Raw genomic sequence first — 19,589 nt, forward strand, 5'->3', positions numbered from 1 at the left:
GAGTTACAGCCTGCAAGCCACAGCAGACATACATATAATATCGATCCAGCTCTTAACGCATTTCCGCCCATCTGTGTTTTCCCCCTGGCTTGCAAATAAAACCTTCATGATGTCTTTCGCGCTACAAAAGGTTCATCCGGCTGTCTCTCTATACCTGTTCTTGCTACATTTAAAACATTTATGGAGGAATAAAAAAACGCTAAACACCAGCTGAGTAATTTCTCCACCGTTCTACCGCTTTCTTTTGTAAATCCTCAAGAACTCACAAAGTTAATAAATACCTATTAACACATCAAACCGAAATAGGTATTTATAATCAATTATTTTTACAAACAGATTTCAATTTTATGGTTTATATGACTTTGGATAGTGGTATATAATTATATACTATGGCATGTTGCAAAAAACGTCAGTCTGTAAAGGGGGTTTCCTATGAATTATATTCTCACTCGAAAATCATCCTATTGTACGCATGTCCAAAGGCACGTCAATTATGAAATCTCTATTCAAATTTCTGAAGGAACACTCCAGTGTACGGCTTCTTGTACAGGTATAAAAGACAAATGTGAAGATTGTCCGCTGGTTCATTACAATACAAACTTTCCGATAGAATCTCTTAAAAAACTTAGTCCTAGCCCATAGCTATTTAAAAAGCAGTCAACGTCTCTTTTATCATGATTTAAAAATACTGCCTTCCATAATGGAATTGGAGTCAGTTTTTTCTTTCGATAATTTCTTGCTGATGAACAGCAGCAAGCTCTGTGATTTTCTGAATATGGCTGTCATCGAGAGAATAATATACGAGCTTCCCTTCTTTTCGGTATTTAGCGAGGCCCAGCTTGCGAAGATACCTTAAGTGATGTGAGGTCGAAGCAATAGAGGCTTCTAAAATATTAGCAGCATCACACACACAAAGCTCTCCTTCCATCGCCAGGGCCTGGACAATTTTCATTCTGTTTTTATCAGCCAGCCCTTTAAACATATTTGCCATTTGTTCCGTGTCACGGTCATTTACCGACTCTCGTATCCGATCGACTTTTTCCCGGTCGACACATGTTACTTCACACACATCTGGTGCTGTTTGTTTTGACTCAGCCATCCTTTTCCTCCTCTGTTTCTAGATTTAGTATGTTTATTATATTATATTCAAGCGTATATTTGAATGAACAGGAACAGTAACAAGATGATTAATATTTCAAGTAAAAAGGGTAAAGAATAGAAAATATGTCCAAAGAGAAAGGATGAATAACCATGACAGAAGATATGTATGAAGAAAAGCGCAGTGACCACTTATTACGCTATCTCGTGCGCCTTGCTGATAACGGTGCTGAAATGGATGTCACGCTGAATGTAAGCGGTACGACGATTACAGGAACCTTAATAGGCAATGTCACTTATTTAGACGAAATCCAACGCTATCTGAAAACAAACCATAGCGATTTAAAAGAAAAAATGACCACTTTTTTTGAAAAAACAGCAGATAAGTTCCAAAAACATACAGATCAAGATGAATATGAAAGCGGTTACATCCATCTTCGTGACGCAAAAATACTAGAAGAACGCGGGGAAAAGGCTTTTGCCGGTAATTTATGGCGCGGAAAACTAGCTGACGTCAACGGATTCAGCTTCGGTGCGATCCGCGTCAAACAATCCGAACGCAGCCGATTTGAATAAAAAGAACAACCAGCCGGACAGTGGATTCTGAACCGGCTGGCCTGTTCTATCTCTTAAGCATTCTATCAAGCGCCGTATAGGCCTGACGCTTTGTTTCTTCTTCTACTTTAATCACGTGATGAGGACTTCCATCCACAATACTCTCTAGCGACCATAGCAGATGAGGCAGGTCAATCCTATTCATCGTAAGACAAGGACACATATTAGGATTTAAAGAAAATACAGTTTTATCAGTTTCTTCGTTGGCCAGACGATTCACAAGGTTCATTTCTGTCCCAACGGCCCACGTGGTTCCGCTCGGCGCATTTTGAATCGTATGGATGATCTTGTTAGTAGAACCAGCCGTATCCGCTGCCTGCACCACATCAAACGTACACTCCGGATGAACAATAATATTTACATCCGGATGCTCTTGCCGTACATGATCCACATTTGCCATCGTAAACTTTTCATGAACCGAACAATGGCCTTTCCAGAGAATCATTCGTACATTCTCCAGGTCTCCCTCATACTCCAGCTCATTATTAACAGGGTCCCACACCGCCATCTCCTCTAACGGCACACCTATCTCATAAGCGGTATTGCGGCCAAGATGCTGATCCGGCAAAAACAAAATCCTCTCTTTTTGAGCAAATGCCCATGTCAGCATATCTCTTGCATTCGACGATGTTAACGTCGCTCCTTCATGCTCACCGCAAAACGCTTTAATAGCTGCTGTGCTGTTCACATAAGTAAGCGGAATCATCGTATCCCCAAGCTTTTTCTGCAGAACCTCCCAGGCAGTCTCCACTTGTTTTAAATCTGCCATATCCGCCATCGAACAGCCTGCTCTTAAATCAGGCAGCAGCACCGTCTGATGCTCTTCCGACAAAATATCGGCCGTTTCCGCCATAAAATGAACGCCGCAGAAAACAATATATTCCGCCTCTTTATTCGCCGCTGCCGTTTTCGCAAGCTGCAGCGAATCCCCAGTATCATCCGCAAACTGAATCACTTCATCCTTCTGATAATAATGACCCGGCATAAACAAACGCGAACCAAGCTCCCCTTTTATCTCACGCACCCGCTCATCCATCTGCTTCTCACTCAACAACCGAATATGTTCCGGCAGCGTATGCGCCTGAAAACTCTCCAGCACCTTCATCATCCCACATCCTTTCAGAAAAAATTATTTTATCAGAAAACTGAGGTCACTAGCTGTCACCGAATGAGTAAGACAGCCAAGCGAAATATAATCCACCCCGCAGTTTCTGTAATCTGCTAAATTATCAAGGATAATACCGCCGGAAGCCTCTTTTTGAATCGCAGAAGGTATGAGCGATGTGTATTCTTTGATCTGCTCCGGAGCGCAATTATCAAACATAATAACATCTGCGCCGGCGCTGACAGCATCTTTGACTTCCTCGACATTAGTTGTTTCCACCTCTATTTTGACCATATGCCCCGCATAGCGTTTTACTTTTTCCACTGCCTTCGTCATACTTCCTGCTGCAGCAATATGGTTATCCTTAATCATGACCGCATCATAAAGGCCAAATCGATGATTCACTCCGCCGCCGCAGCGAACAGCATATTTATCGAACATACGCAGACCGGGCATCGTTTTTCTCGTATCACAGATGCCGATAGAAGCGTCATTTAAAATCGTCACGGCACGTTTTGTCATTGACGTAATGCCGCTCATACGCTGCAGCAGGTTCAAAAGCACTCTTTCGCCGCTTAAGACCATTCTAGTAGGCCCTTGAATACTTGCGACTACATCACCGTGAGCCATGCTTTCTCCCTCTTCTTTGTAAATCGTCACCTCTATGTTTTGGTCAAGCTGAGCCAGCCCTTCCTTTAACACCATTCCCCCTGAAAAATATCCTTCCCCTTTCGCAATAATCTGTCCTCTTGTATTGTCATCAGAAGAAAAAACAGCGTTTGTTGTGATATCTTCTGTACCTATATCTTCTAACAGGAATTCATGCAGTTTCTTTTTAAGGTGTAATATATTCATGCGAAGCTTCCCTCTCCTTGTTCTTTTTTACAACGGGATCATGATCTCTTTCTTCCCAATAAATAGAAAATCCTGACCATTCTGGTTTTTCCTCCTGATAATCGGTCCGAAGATGAGCCCCCCGTGATTCTGTTCTTACCAGGGCTGCATTTGTAACCATCCAGGCAGCTGCAAGCAGATTTTTTATAGTGAGCTGCTGTTTGCTTAACTCCGTAGAAGCCGGGCTGAATATAAAAGCAATATAACTGCTCAGCCATTCTTTCATCCGCAGCAAACGATTCTCCTCTTTTACAATGCCAGCCCAAGCATCCATTCGTTCTTGAAGCTCTGAAAGAGAGGGAATATCTTCGGCAAAAGAAGATACTGGCCACATTGTCCTTCGTCTTCTTGCTTTCATGGGCTGGGTAAGAAGGCGCTCGGTAAGAAGAAGCGCCGAAGCTGCTCCTTCGAGCAGTGAATTGCTGGCAAGCCTATTGGCGCCATGCATGCCGGTGCATGCTGTTTCGCCAATCGCAAACAAGCCTTTTGTATCGGTTTGGCCGTATTCGTTTGCTTCAATGCCGCCCATCATAAAATGAGCACCCGGCCTCACAGGCAGCAGCCCCTTTTCAATGTCAATATGATGTGCGTGAAGCTGAGCCGCAATCGATGGGAACTTTCGAGTGAAATCAGGAATATGTTTGATAGAAAGAAATACGTCACGACCTGATTTCCACGTTTCATACACCGTTTTAGCTACAACCGATCGAGGCGCTAAATCTTTCAGCTCATGTTTTCCTTCCATAATCGGCTGAAGCTGCTCATCCACAAGAATCCCGCCTTCTCCTCTAATCGCTTCTGAAAGCAGACCGGCTCCTTTTCCATCTGCATAAAGCATCGTCGGATGAAATTGCATAAATTCCATATCAACGAGCCTTGCACCTGCGCGGTACGCCATTGCTAAGCCATCGCCTGTGGATTCTTCTGCGTTGGAAGTGATCGAATACAGCTGGCCGCATCCTCCGGCCGCAAGCACCACAGCAGATGAAAGAATAGTGCAGCACCTTCCGTCTGCATCCTTTCCTCTAATGCCCGCACACTCTTCTTCCTCCATTAGCAGGTCATATACCATAAAATGCTCGAGCACCTGCACGTTTTCTTTTACTTGATATTTTAGTTGTTTCATAATGTGATAGCCTGTCGCATCTCCCCCTGCATGAAAAATACGGCGGCAGCTGTGGGCTCCTTCTTTTGTCAGGTGATACTTCCCCTGCTCATCTACATCAAAAAGAACACCGCTTGAAAAAAGGGCCTCCATTATCCTAGGAGATTGATTGATCACATTTTTTACTGTATTTGTATTGTTATAGCCGTGTCCTGCTGCCAGCGTGTCCAGTGCATGTAAAGCGAGACTGTCTTTATTTCCAAGAGCTGCGGCTATTCCGCCCTGGGCACGGTTAGAATTTCCTGTTCCAAGCGCACCTTTCGTAACCAGCATGACTTCTTTTTCTTTTGATAACTCAATTGCTGCCAGCAATCCGGCGATTCCGCTTCCGACGATAAGAATATCTGTGGTGAATATTTTCTGTTTCATGATTTACTCCTTTGGGTTTACATATGTCTTGACACATATATTTACATAAATTTAAACTAGTAGCAACCATTCTTTTTGAAAAAACTGATGTGAATGTGAAATATTGAACGAGGAGCCTTGCTAATTGATGATTTATTTAGATCACTGTGCAACAACACCGATGAGTGAGAATGCTCTCGAGACGTACCTACAAACGTCTCAGTCGTTTTATGGAAATGAGCAAAGTTTACATGATGGAGGAGATGCTGCAGCCCAATTGCTTGAGCACTGCAAATATGAAATTGCCGGCGTTATTAATGGGGACGCATCCGGACTTTACTTTACAAACGGAGGATCCGACAGCAACATTACCGCTCTCTTAAGCCTGGCTTATGGAAATATGGCACGCGGCAAACATATTATCACCTCTCCTCTCGAGCATCCTTCGGTTTATCAGGCTTTAGAAAGGTTGAAAAGCGAAGGGTTTGAAGTCGAGGAAACAGACGTAAAGCCAAACGGCCAGGTGTCGCTGGCTTCCCTTCAATCGTTAGTACGGGAAGATACTATTCTCGTCTCGATTTGCCACGCCAGCAGTGAAACCGGAGTCATTCAGCCAATCGAACAAATCGGGAAGATGCTGCAGGATCGGGGGGCTGTGTTTCATTGCGATGCCGTACAGACCTTCACAAAAATTCCTATCGATGTGAAAAAATACCGGATCAGTGCTCTGTCCACCTCTGCCCATAAAGTGTATGGTCCCAAAAATACAGGTGCCTGTTATATTGATCCGTCGGCAGTATGGAAAAGCATCTATCCCGGTGTTGTCCACCAACAAGGTTTCAAACCAGGAACCGTGGATGTTCCAGGAATAGCCGCTTTTACAACAGCAGCACTGGAATTGTATAAAAAAAGAGAACAAATAACCACTTCCTGGCGCGGGCTGCAGCACTGGTTTTTAGAGCAGCTGAACGAGGAAGCCTTCTCTTTGTTCGGGGATAAAGATAAACGCCTTCCTCACCATGTAGCACTGCGGACACAAGGATGGGAAGGACAATGGATCATGCTGGAGTGCAACCGAAAAGGCATCGCCCTTTCTTCCGGAAGCGCCTGTAAAACCTCATCATCCGCTCCGTCGAAAAGCCTTCTCGCCATGGGACACAGCGCAGAAGAAGCCCATGGCTTGTTCCGCATCAGTTTTGGGGTAAATACAACGATGGAAGACCTCTCAGTAACAGCAGAAGTGTTAAATCAGCTGGTCGGCAACAAAAAGACTGTTTGGATGTAAGGTCGAAACAGTCTTCTTTTGTGTGGATGTGCACTGCTTAATGCAATTTATGAAGGAGCCCGGACAAGATATGAACGAATGGCTGCAGGATTTGAACAGCTTGTTTTGATATATACACTAATGACTAACACTAGTCAATGCTTTTGTTTCTGCCTCAGTATACACTTCTCTTCTCTGGGTGGGTGACCGTTTTCCAGACGATACCGACTGCTTTTTTATAAATATGCACGATCCACCCTACGATTTGACCAACTTTTCTGCTTTTATGCACGCAATTCTTCTTATTATGAACGAGAACTGCTGGCTATAAAGAAAATTTGGCTAGCGCCAAGCCTTTAGGTGCAGGTGATTGCCTCGTTGCACTTATACTGATTTCCTCAAAATTTTAACTTCGTCGCTGCTTCATCCATGCTAAATTTTATACGTTCCAATCAGTGTAAAAAAGACTGCTCCGGCTTCATACCGGAAACAGTCTTTTTCTTACCGCTTCGAAGGTTTTACACACCAGCTCTGGGTGCTGCATGGCTGTACCTCCGCTTCTAAAACGTTTTTTCTTTGCCATTTCGCACTTTTTCGTTCATCAAGGTTCGTTTCGTGAAAGCTGTCCCAATCGCCGCTTGAAAAACGGCTGATCGCCTGATGATTCCATGAAGGGTTGAAGCTGCGGATGATGATGCCATCGCCCTCTTCTTCTTTTTTTACAGTGGATAAAACCGTGTCCTCATCTTCTTGCTTGAAAAAAGAATAATGATACGGCGTTTTCACATTCGATGGGTTCAGCTTCATTGCGTCATGTTCGATTTTGTTATATGTCAAAATCGGGGTTAGATATTTTTTGGCTTTCCGAGGAATGTGTTCCTCAACGGGATGGCCGCTATGAGACGTTACCGCAAATGCAAATTCCCAGGTACCTTTCATTTGTGAGTCGGGTGTTGGAAGTGCGATGCCAGATGGCCTTCCCGGACGGCGGACTAGATCTGCTTTCCCAAGAATACCAACGGAACGGAGCAGAGTTAAAGCAATCGTATCCCGGTCTTCTCCGACAATTTCATACTCCCGTGTGCTGTTTGTTAGCACCGACAACCCCCGCTTTTCTTCAGCCAGGCTGACAAAGCTAAGCATCGGATTGATTTCATCCGGGCGTTCCGACCATTGTTCTTCTTCCCATACTTCTTTGACCGGATCATTTGTCGGACGCTCAATGGTTCCGAAAGGCTGATCAGCAATGGATACTGCATTTGAAAACCCTGCTGGAATCAATACGCGTAAGCGGTGATCTTCACTCGTATTTCGGACCTCTCCCTCTACATCGATTCTTTTTTCATAGCGGGGAAGGCTAATCCTCCAGTGAATATCTATGCTACTGTCTTTTTCTCTGCGTTCCCGCGCATCCAAATCAGACGGAATATCCAACGAATAAGATATCTCCGCTTTTTCTTCTGTCACCGACACTGAAGCTTCAACCAATTCGTTTGTTAAAACCCAATCTTCACGCGGTGGAGAGTAGTCATATTCATCTCCATCATCGCCGCCATTTTCTACAGTCAGGACCCTTTCAAACCACTGGTCAAGCTCTTTGTCATACACATCGAGAGTACCGTTTTTTCTGCACACGACTTTATAAAAATCATTCTCAAGAGCATCTACCTCTTGTGGCGCAGCCACTTCAGAGGTCCCTTCTGCTTTTTTCACCAAATACGTTTTATAACCCATAGCTGGGAGGACATCTTCGACTACAATTGTATATTCGATAAATGGATCGTAATCTCCGTAATGGACGATCTGCCGGTCGATTAGGCCGGGATCTTTTTCTTTTGCGTCCCGTACCCGGAACACCGGCTCTTCGCCGTTTTCATCCACCAAACGAAATTGCTTTTCTTTCGTAATAACCTTCGTTTCAAAAGCCGTTTTCCGCTCCTGCGGAAATAGATTAAACGCTGTTAGCTTGTCCTGATGCGGCTCATTTAGCATTGAATCTACGATTTTTCTCATATAGAATTCGATCAGCCGGTTTACCCGCTCTTCTGTCATCAAAAAGCGTTCCTTAATTTCACGGTGGACCTTATCGGAACAGCAGCAGCCGATGCTGTCGTGGGCATGATTTTTCATCATTTCCTTCCATATTTTTTCTAAAAGGCCGCCGTGATAATCAAAGCCCAGCCGGTAAGCAAGAGCCATTAACGGTTCCAATTCATTAACGATTTTGTATTCAAGCTGGGTGTTCAACGTTTTTATATCCATCCGGGTGGAATAAATACTTTTGTGCACCCGCATATATTTCCCCTGCAAGAATTCACCTTGTACTTCTTTAAAAGATGTCTTTTCTTCTTCTATTTTTTCAAATAGGTCTTCAAATCGGCTTAAGAAGAAGTCTTTGTCAGGGTATATTTTTTCCAATGAAGCAATAATCTCATGAATGTTCTGTTGAATCGGCATTTGATCGTGGCCGTTTGGAATAAGCACATGGTCCGTAGTAGCCCGTTCATTTAATAGTTTAAAATTTTTATCCATTTTTTCCTTCAGGGCTTCTTCATCAGCCGGCAGGTATTTTCCAATCGCATATCCATCCGGTAGCAGAACTGTTTTGGTACGGCTTCCATCGGGACTTTTCCATTCAAATTCAGACTCCCAAGAACCGTTATGCTCGGTCATGCCGCGCCAGAACATTGCCCGTTCAATATTAAATCCGTTTAACATGTGAGGCATTTGCTCGGACTGCCCGAAAGAATCGGGAAGATAACCAATCTTCATTGGTTCCCCAAACTCCTTTGCATCCTTGTGTCCATAAAGGAGGTTGCGGACAATTGATTCGCCGGAGACGACCATTTCATCGGTCTGGGTATACCACGGACCGATAATAAGCTTTCCGGCTCTAACCAACGCTTTTACTCTTTCTTTCGCTTCTGGTTTAATGGTTAGATAATCCTCTAGCACTACGGTCTGTCCATCGAGCACATAATACGGATATTCTGCATCTTCTTCAAGCCGTGTTAAAATTTCTTCCATGTTGTTCATAAGAAGAATACGGGATTCTTCGGTCGAAAAATACCATTCACGGTCCCAGTGCATATGAGGGACGATGTGAACCTGCTGTTGTGTCATGTCAAATTCCTCCTACGACTGCTGTAATTTTTTGTAGCGTTGTATTTTAAGAGCGATGAGTAAAGCGGTAGATATAATCGTTCCAAGGATTGGGGCACCGAGCCAGATTAATGCTCCTTCGAAAAAACCTGCTCCTTCAAGGAAGAACAGTGAGAAAATGCCTGCTCCCGGTACAGGAAGACCGATTTGATAACTCATTACAATCGCACCCGTAACCGCTGAACCGATTAAGAAGGAACCAATGACTCGAATCGGATCTTTCAGCATTAAAGGAATCGCTCCTTCTGTAATTCCTGCGAGCCCTAAAATCCAGGTTGATTTTCCAACTTCTTGTTCATATTCATCAAAATATTTTTTAAAAAGAACAGTTGCAGCTGTAACGGTAAAGGCGGAGACCATCTTGACTGAAGCAAATGCTGCGTATGGAAGAAAATTCCCCTCAGCCATTAAGCCTATACAAAAGGCGTAAGCTGCTTTATTGACTGGTCCGCCAAGATCAAAGGAAACCATCATGCCAATAACTGCTCCAAGCAGCAGCAGGTTGGCTCCGGACAAGCTTTCCAATCCGCCAACGAGACTATCATTAAACCAGATTAAAGGTTTGCCGATGACCAAAAACATCAGTACACCAATAATAATCGTACTTACAACAGGATATACCCAAAACGATACAAACCCTGAAAACACACCAGACGTGCGAATATTGGCTTTCATCCATTTCATTAAATAACCGGCCATTAAACCGCCGACCAGACCGCCGACAAATCCGGTATCAATCAGTGTGGAAGCAAGTCCTGCAGCAAAACCGGGTGTTAAACCGGGCTTGTCTGCAATCGAATAAGCAATATAAGCACCAAGGATCGGCACCATCAATGTTCCAAGCATGCCGCCGCCGAGTTCTCTCATCAAATTAAGGAAGGTTCCTTCGGTATCATAGAGCTCTTGCATGTCAAACGTCTGGGCAATAAACAGCGCAAAGGCAAGCAGCATCCCGCCCGCAATAATGACCGGTACAATGTATGAAATACCAGTTAATACGGCTTGTTTTACTTCTTCCCAGGTGGATTGATTTTCTGGCTCCTGTTCGTCTTCGTTTGAAGAAGAATCTCCCTTGTAAGCTGGAGCTTCAAGAGCGCGTTGAATAAGTCCTTTCGCCTGTTTGAGGGGAGCCGCCACACTTGTTTCTACTACTCTTTTCCCTTTCAAGCGATCTGTACGTTTTACCTGTACGTCTTTCGCTACAATAACGGCTTCCGCTTCCTGAATTTCTGCCGGTGTAAGCGGATCTTCTACACCATTTGCGCCTTGCTTTTCCACCCTTACCCGGTAACCTAATTCTTTCCCGGCATTTTCTAGAGCTTCGGCTGACATATACGTGTGAGCAATACCCGCCGGACACGCTGTTATCCCAACGATCAGCGGAGCATCCTTACTGATTGGAACAGGCGCTTCTTCCTCTTTCTCTTTATCTAATCGTTCCATAAACACTGTTGGTGTTTTAGCAGCTAAAAGATTTTGGCGGTACGCGTCATGTGTAAGCCGTGTACTTAATGCAGCCAGCACTTCCAGATGAGTAGAATCACTTTCCGCGCTAGGGATAGCTAGAAGAAAAATAAGATCTACTTTATTTTCAGGATCAATACTTTCCCAATCCTCGATCGGTTTTTCTAATGTGGCAGCCACAAAAGCTGCTTCTTTTACCGTGTCTGATTTTCCGTGCGGGATCGCGAGCCCATTTTCAAACCCAGTTGCACTTTGAGCTTCTCTATCTATCAGCGCTTTCAAAAATACGTCTTCGGATTCAATTTTGCCTTCACGCTTAAGCAGCGAAGTCATTTTTTCTAAGGCTTCCTGTTTCGTTTGAAAGCTTTCATTAATTAAAATAAGATTTTCATTCGTTATGTTGCTAAGCTTCATATCTCCCACCTCACTTTTTACTTGTTTATACTTGTATAACCAACATATAAGATAAAATAAAAAAAGACTTTATGAAAGCCCTACCAATAATGTAATGCAGGACTTTCCCCCTGTCAATGTTAATCTTTTCCTACCCTCTCCAAAAACCTGAATTCTGTCTGGTTATAAAAAATCTTCGTATACTCAAAGAGCTCATTGGTTTCCAAAGCCCCTGTCAATTCAACTTTAAAAACGGGGGTGCGGTCATTAATATGAAGCTGCTGCTGAATAGAGGCATCCGGCATCACCGCAAAAAATTCTTTTTCGCTCCATAAAATTTCATGGCCGAGTTCTTTTAAATAGTCATATTTGGATACTTCCACTTTTTCCTGTGTTAATTCAGGAAAAATGTGGACTGGCATATAGGAAATTTCAAAAACCACCGGCCTTCCATCAATAAAACGAAGGCGCTCAATGTAATACACTTCTCCCTCTGAAAGATTCAATTTTTGCCGGACCCACTCCGATGGATCCTTTTTTTCAAAACGAATGACAACGGTATAAGCGGTTTTGTTATAAGAAACAGCCCGTTCGTGAAACCCTGTCATTTCATCAAAATATATTTTTATTTTCTCTTTTTGATTACTGACGTAGGTTCCTTTGCCATGCACTTTATACAAGTAGCCGCGGGAGACAAGGTTATCGACGGCTTTTCTTGCCGTCATCCGGCTTACGCCAAACGCTGCAGCTAGTTCATTTTCAGAAGGTACTTTTTCTTCTGCTTTTAATTCCCCGCTTTTTACTTTCTGTAATATATGATCTGTTATTTTTTCGTAAAGTTTTTCCATATCCATCACCACAATTAGTGTACCACAGTCGACCGTTTTTCATAGAAAGAGAATGATAATCAAACGTTTGATTGATTCATTTGTTTGGTTTCTGCTCGATTTTTGGGATTTATGAATAGGATAGGCTGAATTATGTACTGATTTTGGACATATATCACCAGCTTTTCGATGTTTATGAACGAAGTAGTGTCTGAGGTCTGGCCCAAACCTCATCTTCCCTCGGTGATTTTCTTCGATTTCCAAAACTCCATTACTGAAAAATGAACGTATTTCAAGTAAACTAATAGGTAGAATAAACCTTTCAGTAAGAAAGAGGGATAAACGATGTCATTAGAACTAGCGATTCACCAGACTCCAACGAAAAAAGAAAAGCCCGATTATGATAACTTAAGCTTTGGCAAACATTTTACAGACCATATGTTTGTTATGGATTACAGCACGGAAAAAGGCTGGTATGATCCGCGCATCACTCCTTATGAACCGCTTTTAATGGATCCGTCTTCCTTAGTATTTCACTACGGCCAGTCTGTATTTGAAGGTTTGAAAGCCTACAATGCCGGCGATGAAGTGCTTCTTTTCCGTCCGGAGAAAAATTTTCACCGCTTGAATAAATCAAACGAGAGGATGAACATTCCACAGATTGATGTGAAATTTATGGTTGATTCGTTAAAACAGTTAATACATATGGACCGCGACTGGATTCCAACGCAGGAAGGACAGTCCCTTTATGTAAGGCCATTTATAATTGCAAACGAACCAGCTTTAAGTGTAAAACCATCCGCTCAATATAAGCTGATGATCATTCTGTCTCCGGTGGGAGCGTATTATTCTAACTCTGACCAAATGAGTCCGGTTAAAATTTATGTGGAGGATGAATTTGTGCGCTCGGTCAAAGGCGGGGTCGGTTTTACAAAAACATCCGGCAACTATGCAGCCAGCTTAAAAGCTCAAACAAAAGCGACCGAGCTTGGTTACGATCAAGTGCTCTGGCTTGATGCTCTTGAAAAGAAATATGTAGAAGAAGTCGGCAGCATGAATATCTTTTTCAAAATAAACGGTGAGATTATTACACCTGCTTTAAATGGCAGCATTCTAGACGGAATTACCCGCGACTCGGTGATTGAGCTTCTCCGCTATTGGGGCTACACCGTGAATGAGCGCCGCATTTCTATTGATGAAGTGTATGAAGCCCACCAGAACGGAATACTTGAAGAAGTGTTCGGAACCGGAACCGCTGCCGTTATCTCTCCGGTCGGCACTCTAAATTGGAAAAACGAAGAACTGGTTGTCAATAACAATGAAACAGGTGAACTTTCCCTTAACCTTTATCAGACCATTGCGGGAATTCAAACCGGAAACGAAGAAGATAAGCTCGGCTGGACCGTTCCGTTAGAAGTAAAACAAGCCTAACAATGAGGAGCTGAAGAGGTGCATTTATTATTTCAGTATAACTGGCAAGTACGTGACGAATGGTTTGAGTGGTGCAAAGCTGTACCGGAAGAAGAGTTGAAACGCGAGCGAATTGGAGGGGTTGGCAGCTTTCACCGTACGCTGTTTCATATCGTTGACGTAGAAATTTCCTGGATTCACGCGTTAGAAGGAAAAGAGTTTGACCCGTCTTTTTCAGACTATAACACTCTTGAAAAAATGAAGCACCTTTCAGACTCCTACCGGCTGGAGTTAGAATCATTTCTACTCCATTGGAAGGACGAAATGGAAACAAAAACGGCGAAAGCTCCCTGGCTGAAAAATGAAAGCTTCAATTACGGCGAAGTGCTGCGCCACGTGATTGCTCATGAAATTCATCATATCGGGCAGCTTTCAGTATGGACACGGGAACTTGGAAAAACTCCAATTTCCCCCAACTTTATCGGCCGAAGTTTAAATCCTTCTTCTACTGGTTAAACATACAGGACAGCTAGAGGTTCAGTGCATATCCTGAATCTCAGCTGTTCTGTTTTCGTTTAACATTTCTTAAGTGATAAAATGAACAAATAAGGAGGTCCTGGATATGCATCCGCAAAAAAATGCTGGATTAGCTGCTGTACTGAGTGCCGTGTGGTCCGGACTCGGGCAGATTTATAACGGACAAATTGCTAAAGGTATTATTTTAATGATCATTCAATTTATTAATTCTTTATTGTTTTTTGTTTTAATTGGTTTTATTACGTATCCGATTGTGTGGATTTACGGCATGGTAGATGCTTACAAACAAGCAGAGAAATACAATCGAAGAAATGCCCATTAACGGCACGAACGGCTCCTCTGCTATAAAAGCGAAGAGCCGTTCTTTTTAGTGTGAAAAAACATTTTTATTGATAAGATTAGGCGGGCGCATTCCTTCTAAAACAGCGTCTGCGTTCTCAGCCGCCAGCATGGACATGCGGTCTTCCGTTTCTGCTGTCGCAGAGCCAAGGTGCGGCGTGGTAATTACATGCCCCATGTGTAAAAGCGGATGATCCGGAGACACCGGCTCTTCTTGAAACACATCAAGTGCTGCTGCACGGATTTCTCCTTTTTGCAGTGCATCTACCAGAGCCCCTTCGTCCACCGTAAGCCCGCGTGAACCATTTACGAAAACAGCGCTTTTTTTCATCCGTTTAAATTGCTCTGCCCCCATCAAATGATGGGTTTCAGGAGTTAAGGGGGTCATTAAGCAAACGTGGTCCGATTCTTCGAGCAGCTTATCAAGGCTGCAGTATTCTGCGTTGAATTTGTTCTCAAGTCCTGGTTTTCTAGAGCGGTTATGATAAAGAATATTCATGTCAAAACCAAAGTGAGCCCGCTTTGCGATTGCTTCACCGATTCTTCCCATTCCAATAATTCCTAAGGTTTTATGATGCACATCTATTCCAAATTTCTCTTCCGGCAGCAGACCTTTCCACTCCCCTCGCTTCACGTACTGATCTAATTCAGGAATGCGACGGGCAGCTGCAAGAAGCAGCCCAAAAACTGCATCAGCCGTTGTTTCGTTCAGCACCCCCGGCGTGTTAGTTGCTGCAATGCCACGCTTGGTTAACTCATCAATGTCAAGATTATCATAACCAACAGAGACATTGCTGACCACCTTTAAAAGCGGAGCATGGTCAAGAAGTTCTTGCCCTACCTCCAATTCTCCAACAATGAAGGCAGACGCTTCATTAATTGCCTTTTTAAATGCTTCATTAGAGAGATCTTCTCCATCATTAAAATGACTTACTTCATATTTTTCACTTAGCTTGTTTCTGGCCTTTTCTCGAACCCGGCCATACGCTACTATTCTTGGTTTCATGGCACTGCTCCCCCTTCATTTTTTAGGATGAAAATCATTCAGCTGTTCAGCGGTAAGATTCAGCACTTAGACAGTGTTTTCAGCTCATCCTCGCTTGGATTCAGCTCTTCACCCCAAACTTTCAGCACTCCCCCTGGCACACTCTCTAATCCAGCATCTTCAACGCTTCCTCGGCTCCTGTTACTGGCTTATGGCAGGCAAAGTTTTCGCATACATAAACAGTCGTTTTGTCTTCGACTTTTTCATAACCTGCTGCAAACGGGGCCACTTCTCCGAACCTTTCTGCATTCTCACTAATAAGATACGTGACCTCTGGATAAAATTCCTGCTGCAGCTGCTTGGTTACCAGCTCAGCATCCTCCTCCGTTTCATTGGTCAGCACCACTACTTCTTTCATATCACTGTGAAGCAGTAAATAACTTTGGAGAAAATACATGTGACCGCTTGGATACTGCTTGAGCTCCTTAGCAAACGCGTCGATCGATTGTCTTGTTTTCTCTTCATACGATATTTCGCCGGTAAAACGGGCGAGCCGCAATAGCTGCACAGCAGCAACACTGTTACCCGAAGGCATTGCTCCATCATACGTTTCTTTCAGCCGTACTAATAATTCTTCTCCGTCTTTGCCATAAAAGAAAAAGCCGCCATTTTCTTGATCCCAAAACAGATCGATCAGCTGATCACCGTAATGTCTTGCTTTCTCCAGATAAGAAAGATCAAGGGAGCTTTCATACAGCTCAAGCGCTGCCCAGAGCACGTTGGCGTAGTCTTCAACAAAGCCTTTATGCTTCACTTCGCCATCCCGGTAGCGAACCATCAGCCTGTTCTCTACCGTAAGTTCTGTTTCTATAAAGGAGAACGCCTTTTTCGCTTCTTCCAAATAACGAGGTTCATCAAAGACACGGGAAGCTTTGGCTAAAGCGGAAATCATCAACGCGTTCCAGGAGGTTAAAATTTTATCATCTTTATGAGGATGCACCCGCTTTTCTCTGTATTCAAATAATTTTTCACGTGACTGTTCAAGTTTTTGATTTACTTTCTCTGGGTCCAGGTTATGGTTTGCGGAAAAGGCTTCCGGTGACTGGCGGATAAGGTTAGGAATACTTTTGCCTTCAAAATTTCCATCCTCCGTTATGTCATAGACCTGACAAAATAGCTCACCGTCTTCGTCTCCGAGAACTTCTTTAATTTCTTCTTTTGTCCAGACATAGAACTTGCCTTCTTCTCCCTCCGAATCGGCATCTTCTCCGGAATAAAAGCCGCCTTTTTCATCCTGCATATCACGAAGAATATAAGTGAAAATTTCTTCAGCTGTGGCTTGAAACCGGTCCTCCCCGGTCAATTGATAAGCTTCTGTATAGGCAATAGCTAAAAGGGCGTTGTCATAAAGCATTTTTTCAAAATGAGGGACAAGCCATTTATCATCAACGGAATATCTGGAAAAACCAAATCCGATGTGATCATACATTCCGCCGGCCGCCATGCCTTCTAACGTTTTTAGTGCCATCTTCAAGGCCGTCTCATCTTTTGAATAACGGTAATATCGGAAAAGATACATCAAAATGTGAGGAGCCGGAAACTTAGGTGCACCGCCAAAACCACCGTAGTTAATATCAAAACTTTGGCGAAGCTGCTCCATTCCTTTTTTTAACACTTCTTCGTTTAAATCGGTTTGTCCTTCCGCTGTACGCGGCTGCAGCACATCGGCCATTTGATCACTGACTTCTTTAATTTTTTCCGGATCTTCCTGGTATTTATCATAGAGCTGAGTAATCACATCCATCATTCCGGGCATTCCGCGCATGCTGTGCTTTGGAAAATACGTTCCCGCATAAAAAGGCTTTTGGTCAGGAGTGACAAACACGTTTAACGGCCAGCCGCCATGCCCTGTCATTGCCTGGCAGGCGAGCATATAAATCGAATCGATATCCGGCCGTTCTTCCCGATCGACTTTGATCGCCACAAACCGGTCATTCATTAAATTTGCCACTTCTTCATCTTCAAAGCTTTCTCTTTCCATGACATGACACCAATGACAAGTACTATACCCTATGCTCACCATAACTGGTTTATTTTCTCGTTTCGCTTTTTCAAATGCCTCTTCACTCCATGGATACCAATCAACAGGGTTATCTTTGTGTTGAAGCAGATAAGGCGATTTTTCATATTGCAAACGGTTCGCCACTCCATCACTTCCTTTCTTATGATATATAAACGTTTCTTTCTGAAGTTTACCCGAAAAGAAACAAAGAAAAAACCGAACCCTTTATTTAAGTTCGGCATCTTCTTCGTCTATCCAATGGAACACAGGGAAAGCAATTATAATTGTGTATTAAAGGCATTTGGGTTAGGAAAATATACCTTGACGGAAGGAAAACGAGAATGACATAGATAAAGAAGAGTACAAATCCAGTAAGAAGTATTTGAAGGTCTTGAATCCCTGAAAAACGAACCTGAAAAATAAAGAATACCCATAATGCACCACAAATGCAAGTGTCTTCAATACTAACATTCTGAAATTGAATAGGTCGGTCAACGGTTTTATCGGCTTAAACATTCTAATAAATTTCAAGGAAATCTCCCTTCAACGACAACCCCGAAAGGTTGCCGCCGAAATCATTTATCGTATTCAAGAAGATATTCAATCGCTTCTTCTTTTGAATTGTCTTCCATGTATAGCTGATGAATCACACGGTCAATGTCTTGTTCATCCAACGTTCCTTTCTGTTCGTTTCCGTCGACTAAAGTTTCACGAAAGTCGTCATTAAACACGAAATCACTGCTTCTATTTACGCTTTCTTGAATAAATTCTTGCGCTTCATCAGGAAGATTCTCAAATTCTTCTTTCACTTTCCCTTCGTTCATTTCTTTTTTCAATTCTTCGTGTGCGTATTCCGTAACGTTAGCAGGCGTATGGTCTTCATTTCCTCTGATATAATAGTCAAAGTCACTATATATGTTATACAGTCGTATAAAGTGAAAACCTCTTTCCATTCCGTCTATTTTATTTTCTTCTAATTTTTTGGATAAAGTAGACAAACGATAAAGAGAATTTTCTAGATCGTTTTTAAAATTTGGGTCTTTTGCGTATTCAATTGCTTTTTCCGTTTTAGGAATAAGATTTTTAAGTGTTTCATTCGCATTTTCAATGTTAAAATCAGCACGTTTCCAACCTTGTTCATGAAATTCAATCGTCTTTTCACGCCCCAACGCAATTACGTCATTAATCGTTGGGTGTAAGCCATTCACAGTATCTAATTCTTTTTCCGTTTCACCGTTTCTAGAATCAATTAAACGTTGAATCACTTCATCTTTTCCGTATTCCTCTTTTGTAACTTTCCAAAGAAAGTCAACGTCGTTTGGATTTAATTCTTCGTACTGTTCATATGCTGCAACAACTGCTTCACGATACAAATCGTTATTAACAAAACGCTTCCTTGGGTGATAGTTGTCTGAAATATACGCTTGAATATCTTCAGGCAGTTTGTCAAGTGCTGCAACGACTTCTTCGTCTTCTAATTTATCAATTGCTGCTTGTTCCTTTTCTTCCAATAATTCAATTGATTTTTCTTTACTCATATCTTCAGCTTTCGTTTTTTCGGATTCAGCTGCTTGAACATCGTTTTCGCTTGACAATTCTTCTTGTTCGCCACCTTTGCTACAAGCAGACAGAACCAACGTTGAAATCAAAGCCGTTGTCATTAAATGTTTCTTCATTCATGATTCCCCCTAAGAATCAGTCAATGCCGTAACAGTCTCTTGTTTTTTGATTGACCACAATCAATGTTTTCTCCATTAAAAAATTAATGTCGTAAGTCTACATCACCTAATTCTTGATTTATCTCAACAATAACTTCACGGAATTGTTCATTTGTAACAAAAAAAATCAAAATATCCCTTCTTTAATGTTACCAATTATTAATACTTTCGTAAACTAATCGTAATAAAAAACTGTCTCAGTA

15 protein-coding genes are annotated in these 19,589 nt (G+C 42.7%); 5 read left to right on the plus strand and 10 right to left on the minus strand.

Going from position 1 to position 19,589, the window contains the following annotated elements; all coding sequences use genetic code 11:
• Window positions 1-712: 712 nt before the first annotated feature.
• A complete protein-coding gene (locus ACE1TI_RS05070; protein WP_375006493.1) occupies window positions 713-1,099 on the minus strand; it encodes an ArsR/SmtB family transcription factor in 387 nt (128 codons plus the stop codon).
• 152 nt (window positions 1,100-1,251) lie between these two features.
• On the opposite strand from ACE1TI_RS05070, the gene gvpU reads away from it, so the two are divergent.
• Window positions 1,252-1,674: a gas vesicle accessory protein GvpU gene (gvpU, locus tag ACE1TI_RS05075; protein ID WP_375006495.1), complete on the plus strand. Its 423-nt coding sequence runs from the start codon at window positions 1,252-1,254 to the stop codon at window positions 1,672-1,674.
• A 46-nt stretch (window positions 1,675-1,720) separates the two neighbouring features.
• On the opposite strand, the gene nadA is transcribed toward gvpU, so the two are convergent.
• Genes nadA through nadB form a run of 3 tightly spaced genes read right to left on the minus strand, consistent with a single transcriptional unit; the run spans window position 1,721 to window position 5,246 of the window.
• Window positions 1,721-2,818 (minus strand): quinolinate synthase NadA, encoded by a 1,098-nt coding sequence (gene nadA / locus ACE1TI_RS05080; RefSeq protein ID WP_375006496.1) that lies wholly within the window; start codon window positions 2,816-2,818, stop codon window positions 1,721-1,723.
• A gap of 24 nt (window positions 2,819-2,842) precedes the next feature.
• Window positions 2,843-3,673, minus strand: a complete 831-nt coding sequence (gene nadC, locus ACE1TI_RS05085; protein WP_375006498.1) for a carboxylating nicotinate-nucleotide diphosphorylase — start codon at window positions 3,671-3,673, stop codon at window positions 2,843-2,845.
• Window positions 3,654-5,246, minus strand: coding sequence for an L-aspartate oxidase (gene nadB, locus ACE1TI_RS05090; protein ID WP_375006499.1), 1,593 nt, complete (start codon window positions 5,244-5,246; stop codon window positions 3,654-3,656). The genes nadC and nadB overlap by 20 nt, the downstream gene beginning before the upstream one ends.
• A 127-nt stretch (window positions 5,247-5,373) precedes the next feature.
• Between nadB and ACE1TI_RS05095 the strand changes: the two genes are divergently transcribed.
• A complete protein-coding gene (locus tag ACE1TI_RS05095) occupies window positions 5,374-6,510 on the plus strand; it encodes an IscS subfamily cysteine desulfurase (RefSeq protein ID WP_375006635.1) in 1,137 nt (378 codons plus the stop codon).
• A gap of 480 nt (window positions 6,511-6,990) precedes the next feature.
• On the opposite strand, the gene mngB is transcribed toward ACE1TI_RS05095, so the two are convergent.
• From mngB to ACE1TI_RS05110, 3 genes are all read right to left on the minus strand, one after another.
• Window positions 6,991-9,612 carry a mannosylglycerate hydrolase gene (mngB, locus tag ACE1TI_RS05100; protein WP_375006500.1) on the minus strand — a complete coding sequence of 874 codons (2,622 nt, stop codon included), beginning with the start codon at window positions 9,610-9,612 and terminating at the stop codon, window positions 6,991-6,993.
• Between the two features lie 12 nt (window positions 9,613-9,624).
• Window positions 9,625-11,529: a PTS 2-O-a-mannosyl-D-glycerate transporter subunit IIABC gene (mngA, locus tag ACE1TI_RS05105; RefSeq protein WP_375006501.1), complete on the minus strand. Its 1,905-nt coding sequence runs from the start codon at window positions 11,527-11,529 to the stop codon at window positions 9,625-9,627.
• A gap of 119 nt (window positions 11,530-11,648) precedes the next feature.
• Window positions 11,649-12,356, minus strand: coding sequence for a GntR family transcriptional regulator (locus ACE1TI_RS05110; protein ID WP_375006502.1), 708 nt, complete (start codon window positions 12,354-12,356; stop codon window positions 11,649-11,651).
• 324 nt (window positions 12,357-12,680) lie between these two features.
• On the opposite strand from ACE1TI_RS05110, the gene ACE1TI_RS05115 reads away from it, so the two are divergent.
• The 3 genes from ACE1TI_RS05115 (at window position 12,681) to ACE1TI_RS05125 (ending at window position 14,604) form a co-directional block, all read left to right on the plus strand.
• Window positions 12,681-13,766 (plus strand): branched-chain amino acid aminotransferase, encoded by a 1,086-nt coding sequence (locus ACE1TI_RS05115; protein WP_375006503.1) that lies wholly within the window; start codon window positions 12,681-12,683, stop codon window positions 13,764-13,766.
• Between the two features lie 18 nt (window positions 13,767-13,784).
• Complete coding sequence (locus tag ACE1TI_RS05120; RefSeq protein WP_375006504.1) at window positions 13,785-14,261, plus strand: DinB family protein; 477 nt, start codon at window positions 13,785-13,787, stop codon at window positions 14,259-14,261.
• A gap of 106 nt (window positions 14,262-14,367) precedes the next feature.
• Entirely contained in the window at window positions 14,368-14,604 is a 237-nt protein-coding gene (locus ACE1TI_RS05125) for a hypothetical protein (RefSeq protein ID WP_375006505.1), read from the plus strand.
• Between the two features lie 45 nt (window positions 14,605-14,649).
• On the opposite strand, the gene ACE1TI_RS05130 is transcribed toward ACE1TI_RS05125, so the two are convergent.
• From ACE1TI_RS05130 to ACE1TI_RS05140, 3 genes are all read right to left on the minus strand, one after another.
• On the minus strand, window positions 14,650-15,627 hold the full coding sequence (locus ACE1TI_RS05130) for a 2-hydroxyacid dehydrogenase (protein ID WP_375006506.1): 978 nt from the start codon (window positions 15,625-15,627) through the stop codon (window positions 14,650-14,652).
• Between the two features lie 145 nt (window positions 15,628-15,772).
• Window positions 15,773-17,812 (minus strand): thioredoxin domain-containing protein, encoded by a 2,040-nt coding sequence (locus tag ACE1TI_RS05135; protein ID WP_375006507.1) that lies wholly within the window; start codon window positions 17,810-17,812, stop codon window positions 15,773-15,775.
• Window positions 17,813-18,243: 431 nt separating this feature from the next.
• Window positions 18,244-19,344 (minus strand): hypothetical protein, encoded by a 1,101-nt coding sequence (locus ACE1TI_RS05140; protein ID WP_375006508.1) that lies wholly within the window; start codon window positions 19,342-19,344, stop codon window positions 18,244-18,246.
• Between the last annotated feature and the right edge of the window lie 245 nt (window positions 19,345-19,589).

The sequence above is a fragment of the Alteribacillus sp. JSM 102045 genome (assembly GCF_041949975.1).
Taxonomy (GTDB): Bacteria; Bacillota; Bacilli; order Bacillales; family Marinococcaceae; genus Alteribacillus.

Coding starts and splice junctions, on each gene's coding strand:
- ACE1TI_RS05070 (WP_375006493.1), bottom strand. CDS start 1,099: ATGGCTGAGTCAAAACAAACAGCACCAGATGTGTGTGAAGTAACATGT.
- gvpU (WP_375006495.1), top strand. CDS start 1,252: ATGACAGAAGATATGTATGAAGAAAAGCGCAGTGACCACTTATTACGC.
- nadA (WP_375006496.1), bottom strand. CDS start 2,818: ATGAAGGTGCTGGAGAGTTTTCAGGCGCATACGCTGCCGGAACATATT.
- nadC (WP_375006498.1), bottom strand. CDS start 3,673: ATGAATATATTACACCTTAAAAAGAAACTGCATGAATTCCTGTTAGAA.
- nadB (WP_375006499.1), bottom strand. CDS start 5,246: ATGAAACAGAAAATATTCACCACAGATATTCTTATCGTCGGAAGCGGA.
- ACE1TI_RS05095 (WP_375006635.1), top strand. CDS start 5,374: ATGATTTATTTAGATCACTGTGCAACAACACCGATGAGTGAGAATGCT.
- mngB (WP_375006500.1), bottom strand. CDS start 9,612: ATGACACAACAGCAGGTTCACATCGTCCCTCATATGCACTGGGACCGT.
- mngA (WP_375006501.1), bottom strand. CDS start 11,529: ATGAAGCTTAGCAACATAACGAATGAAAATCTTATTTTAATTAATGAA.
- ACE1TI_RS05110 (WP_375006502.1), bottom strand. CDS start 12,356: ATGGAAAAACTTTACGAAAAAATAACAGATCATATATTACAGAAAGTA.
- ACE1TI_RS05115 (WP_375006503.1), top strand. CDS start 12,681: ATGTCATTAGAACTAGCGATTCACCAGACTCCAACGAAAAAAGAAAAG.
- ACE1TI_RS05125 (WP_375006505.1), top strand. CDS start 14,368: ATGCATCCGCAAAAAAATGCTGGATTAGCTGCTGTACTGAGTGCCGTG.
- ACE1TI_RS05130 (WP_375006506.1), bottom strand. CDS start 15,627: ATGAAACCAAGAATAGTAGCGTATGGCCGGGTTCGAGAAAAGGCCAGA.
- ACE1TI_RS05140 (WP_375006508.1), bottom strand. CDS start 19,344: ATGAAGAAACATTTAATGACAACGGCTTTGATTTCAACGTTGGTTCTG.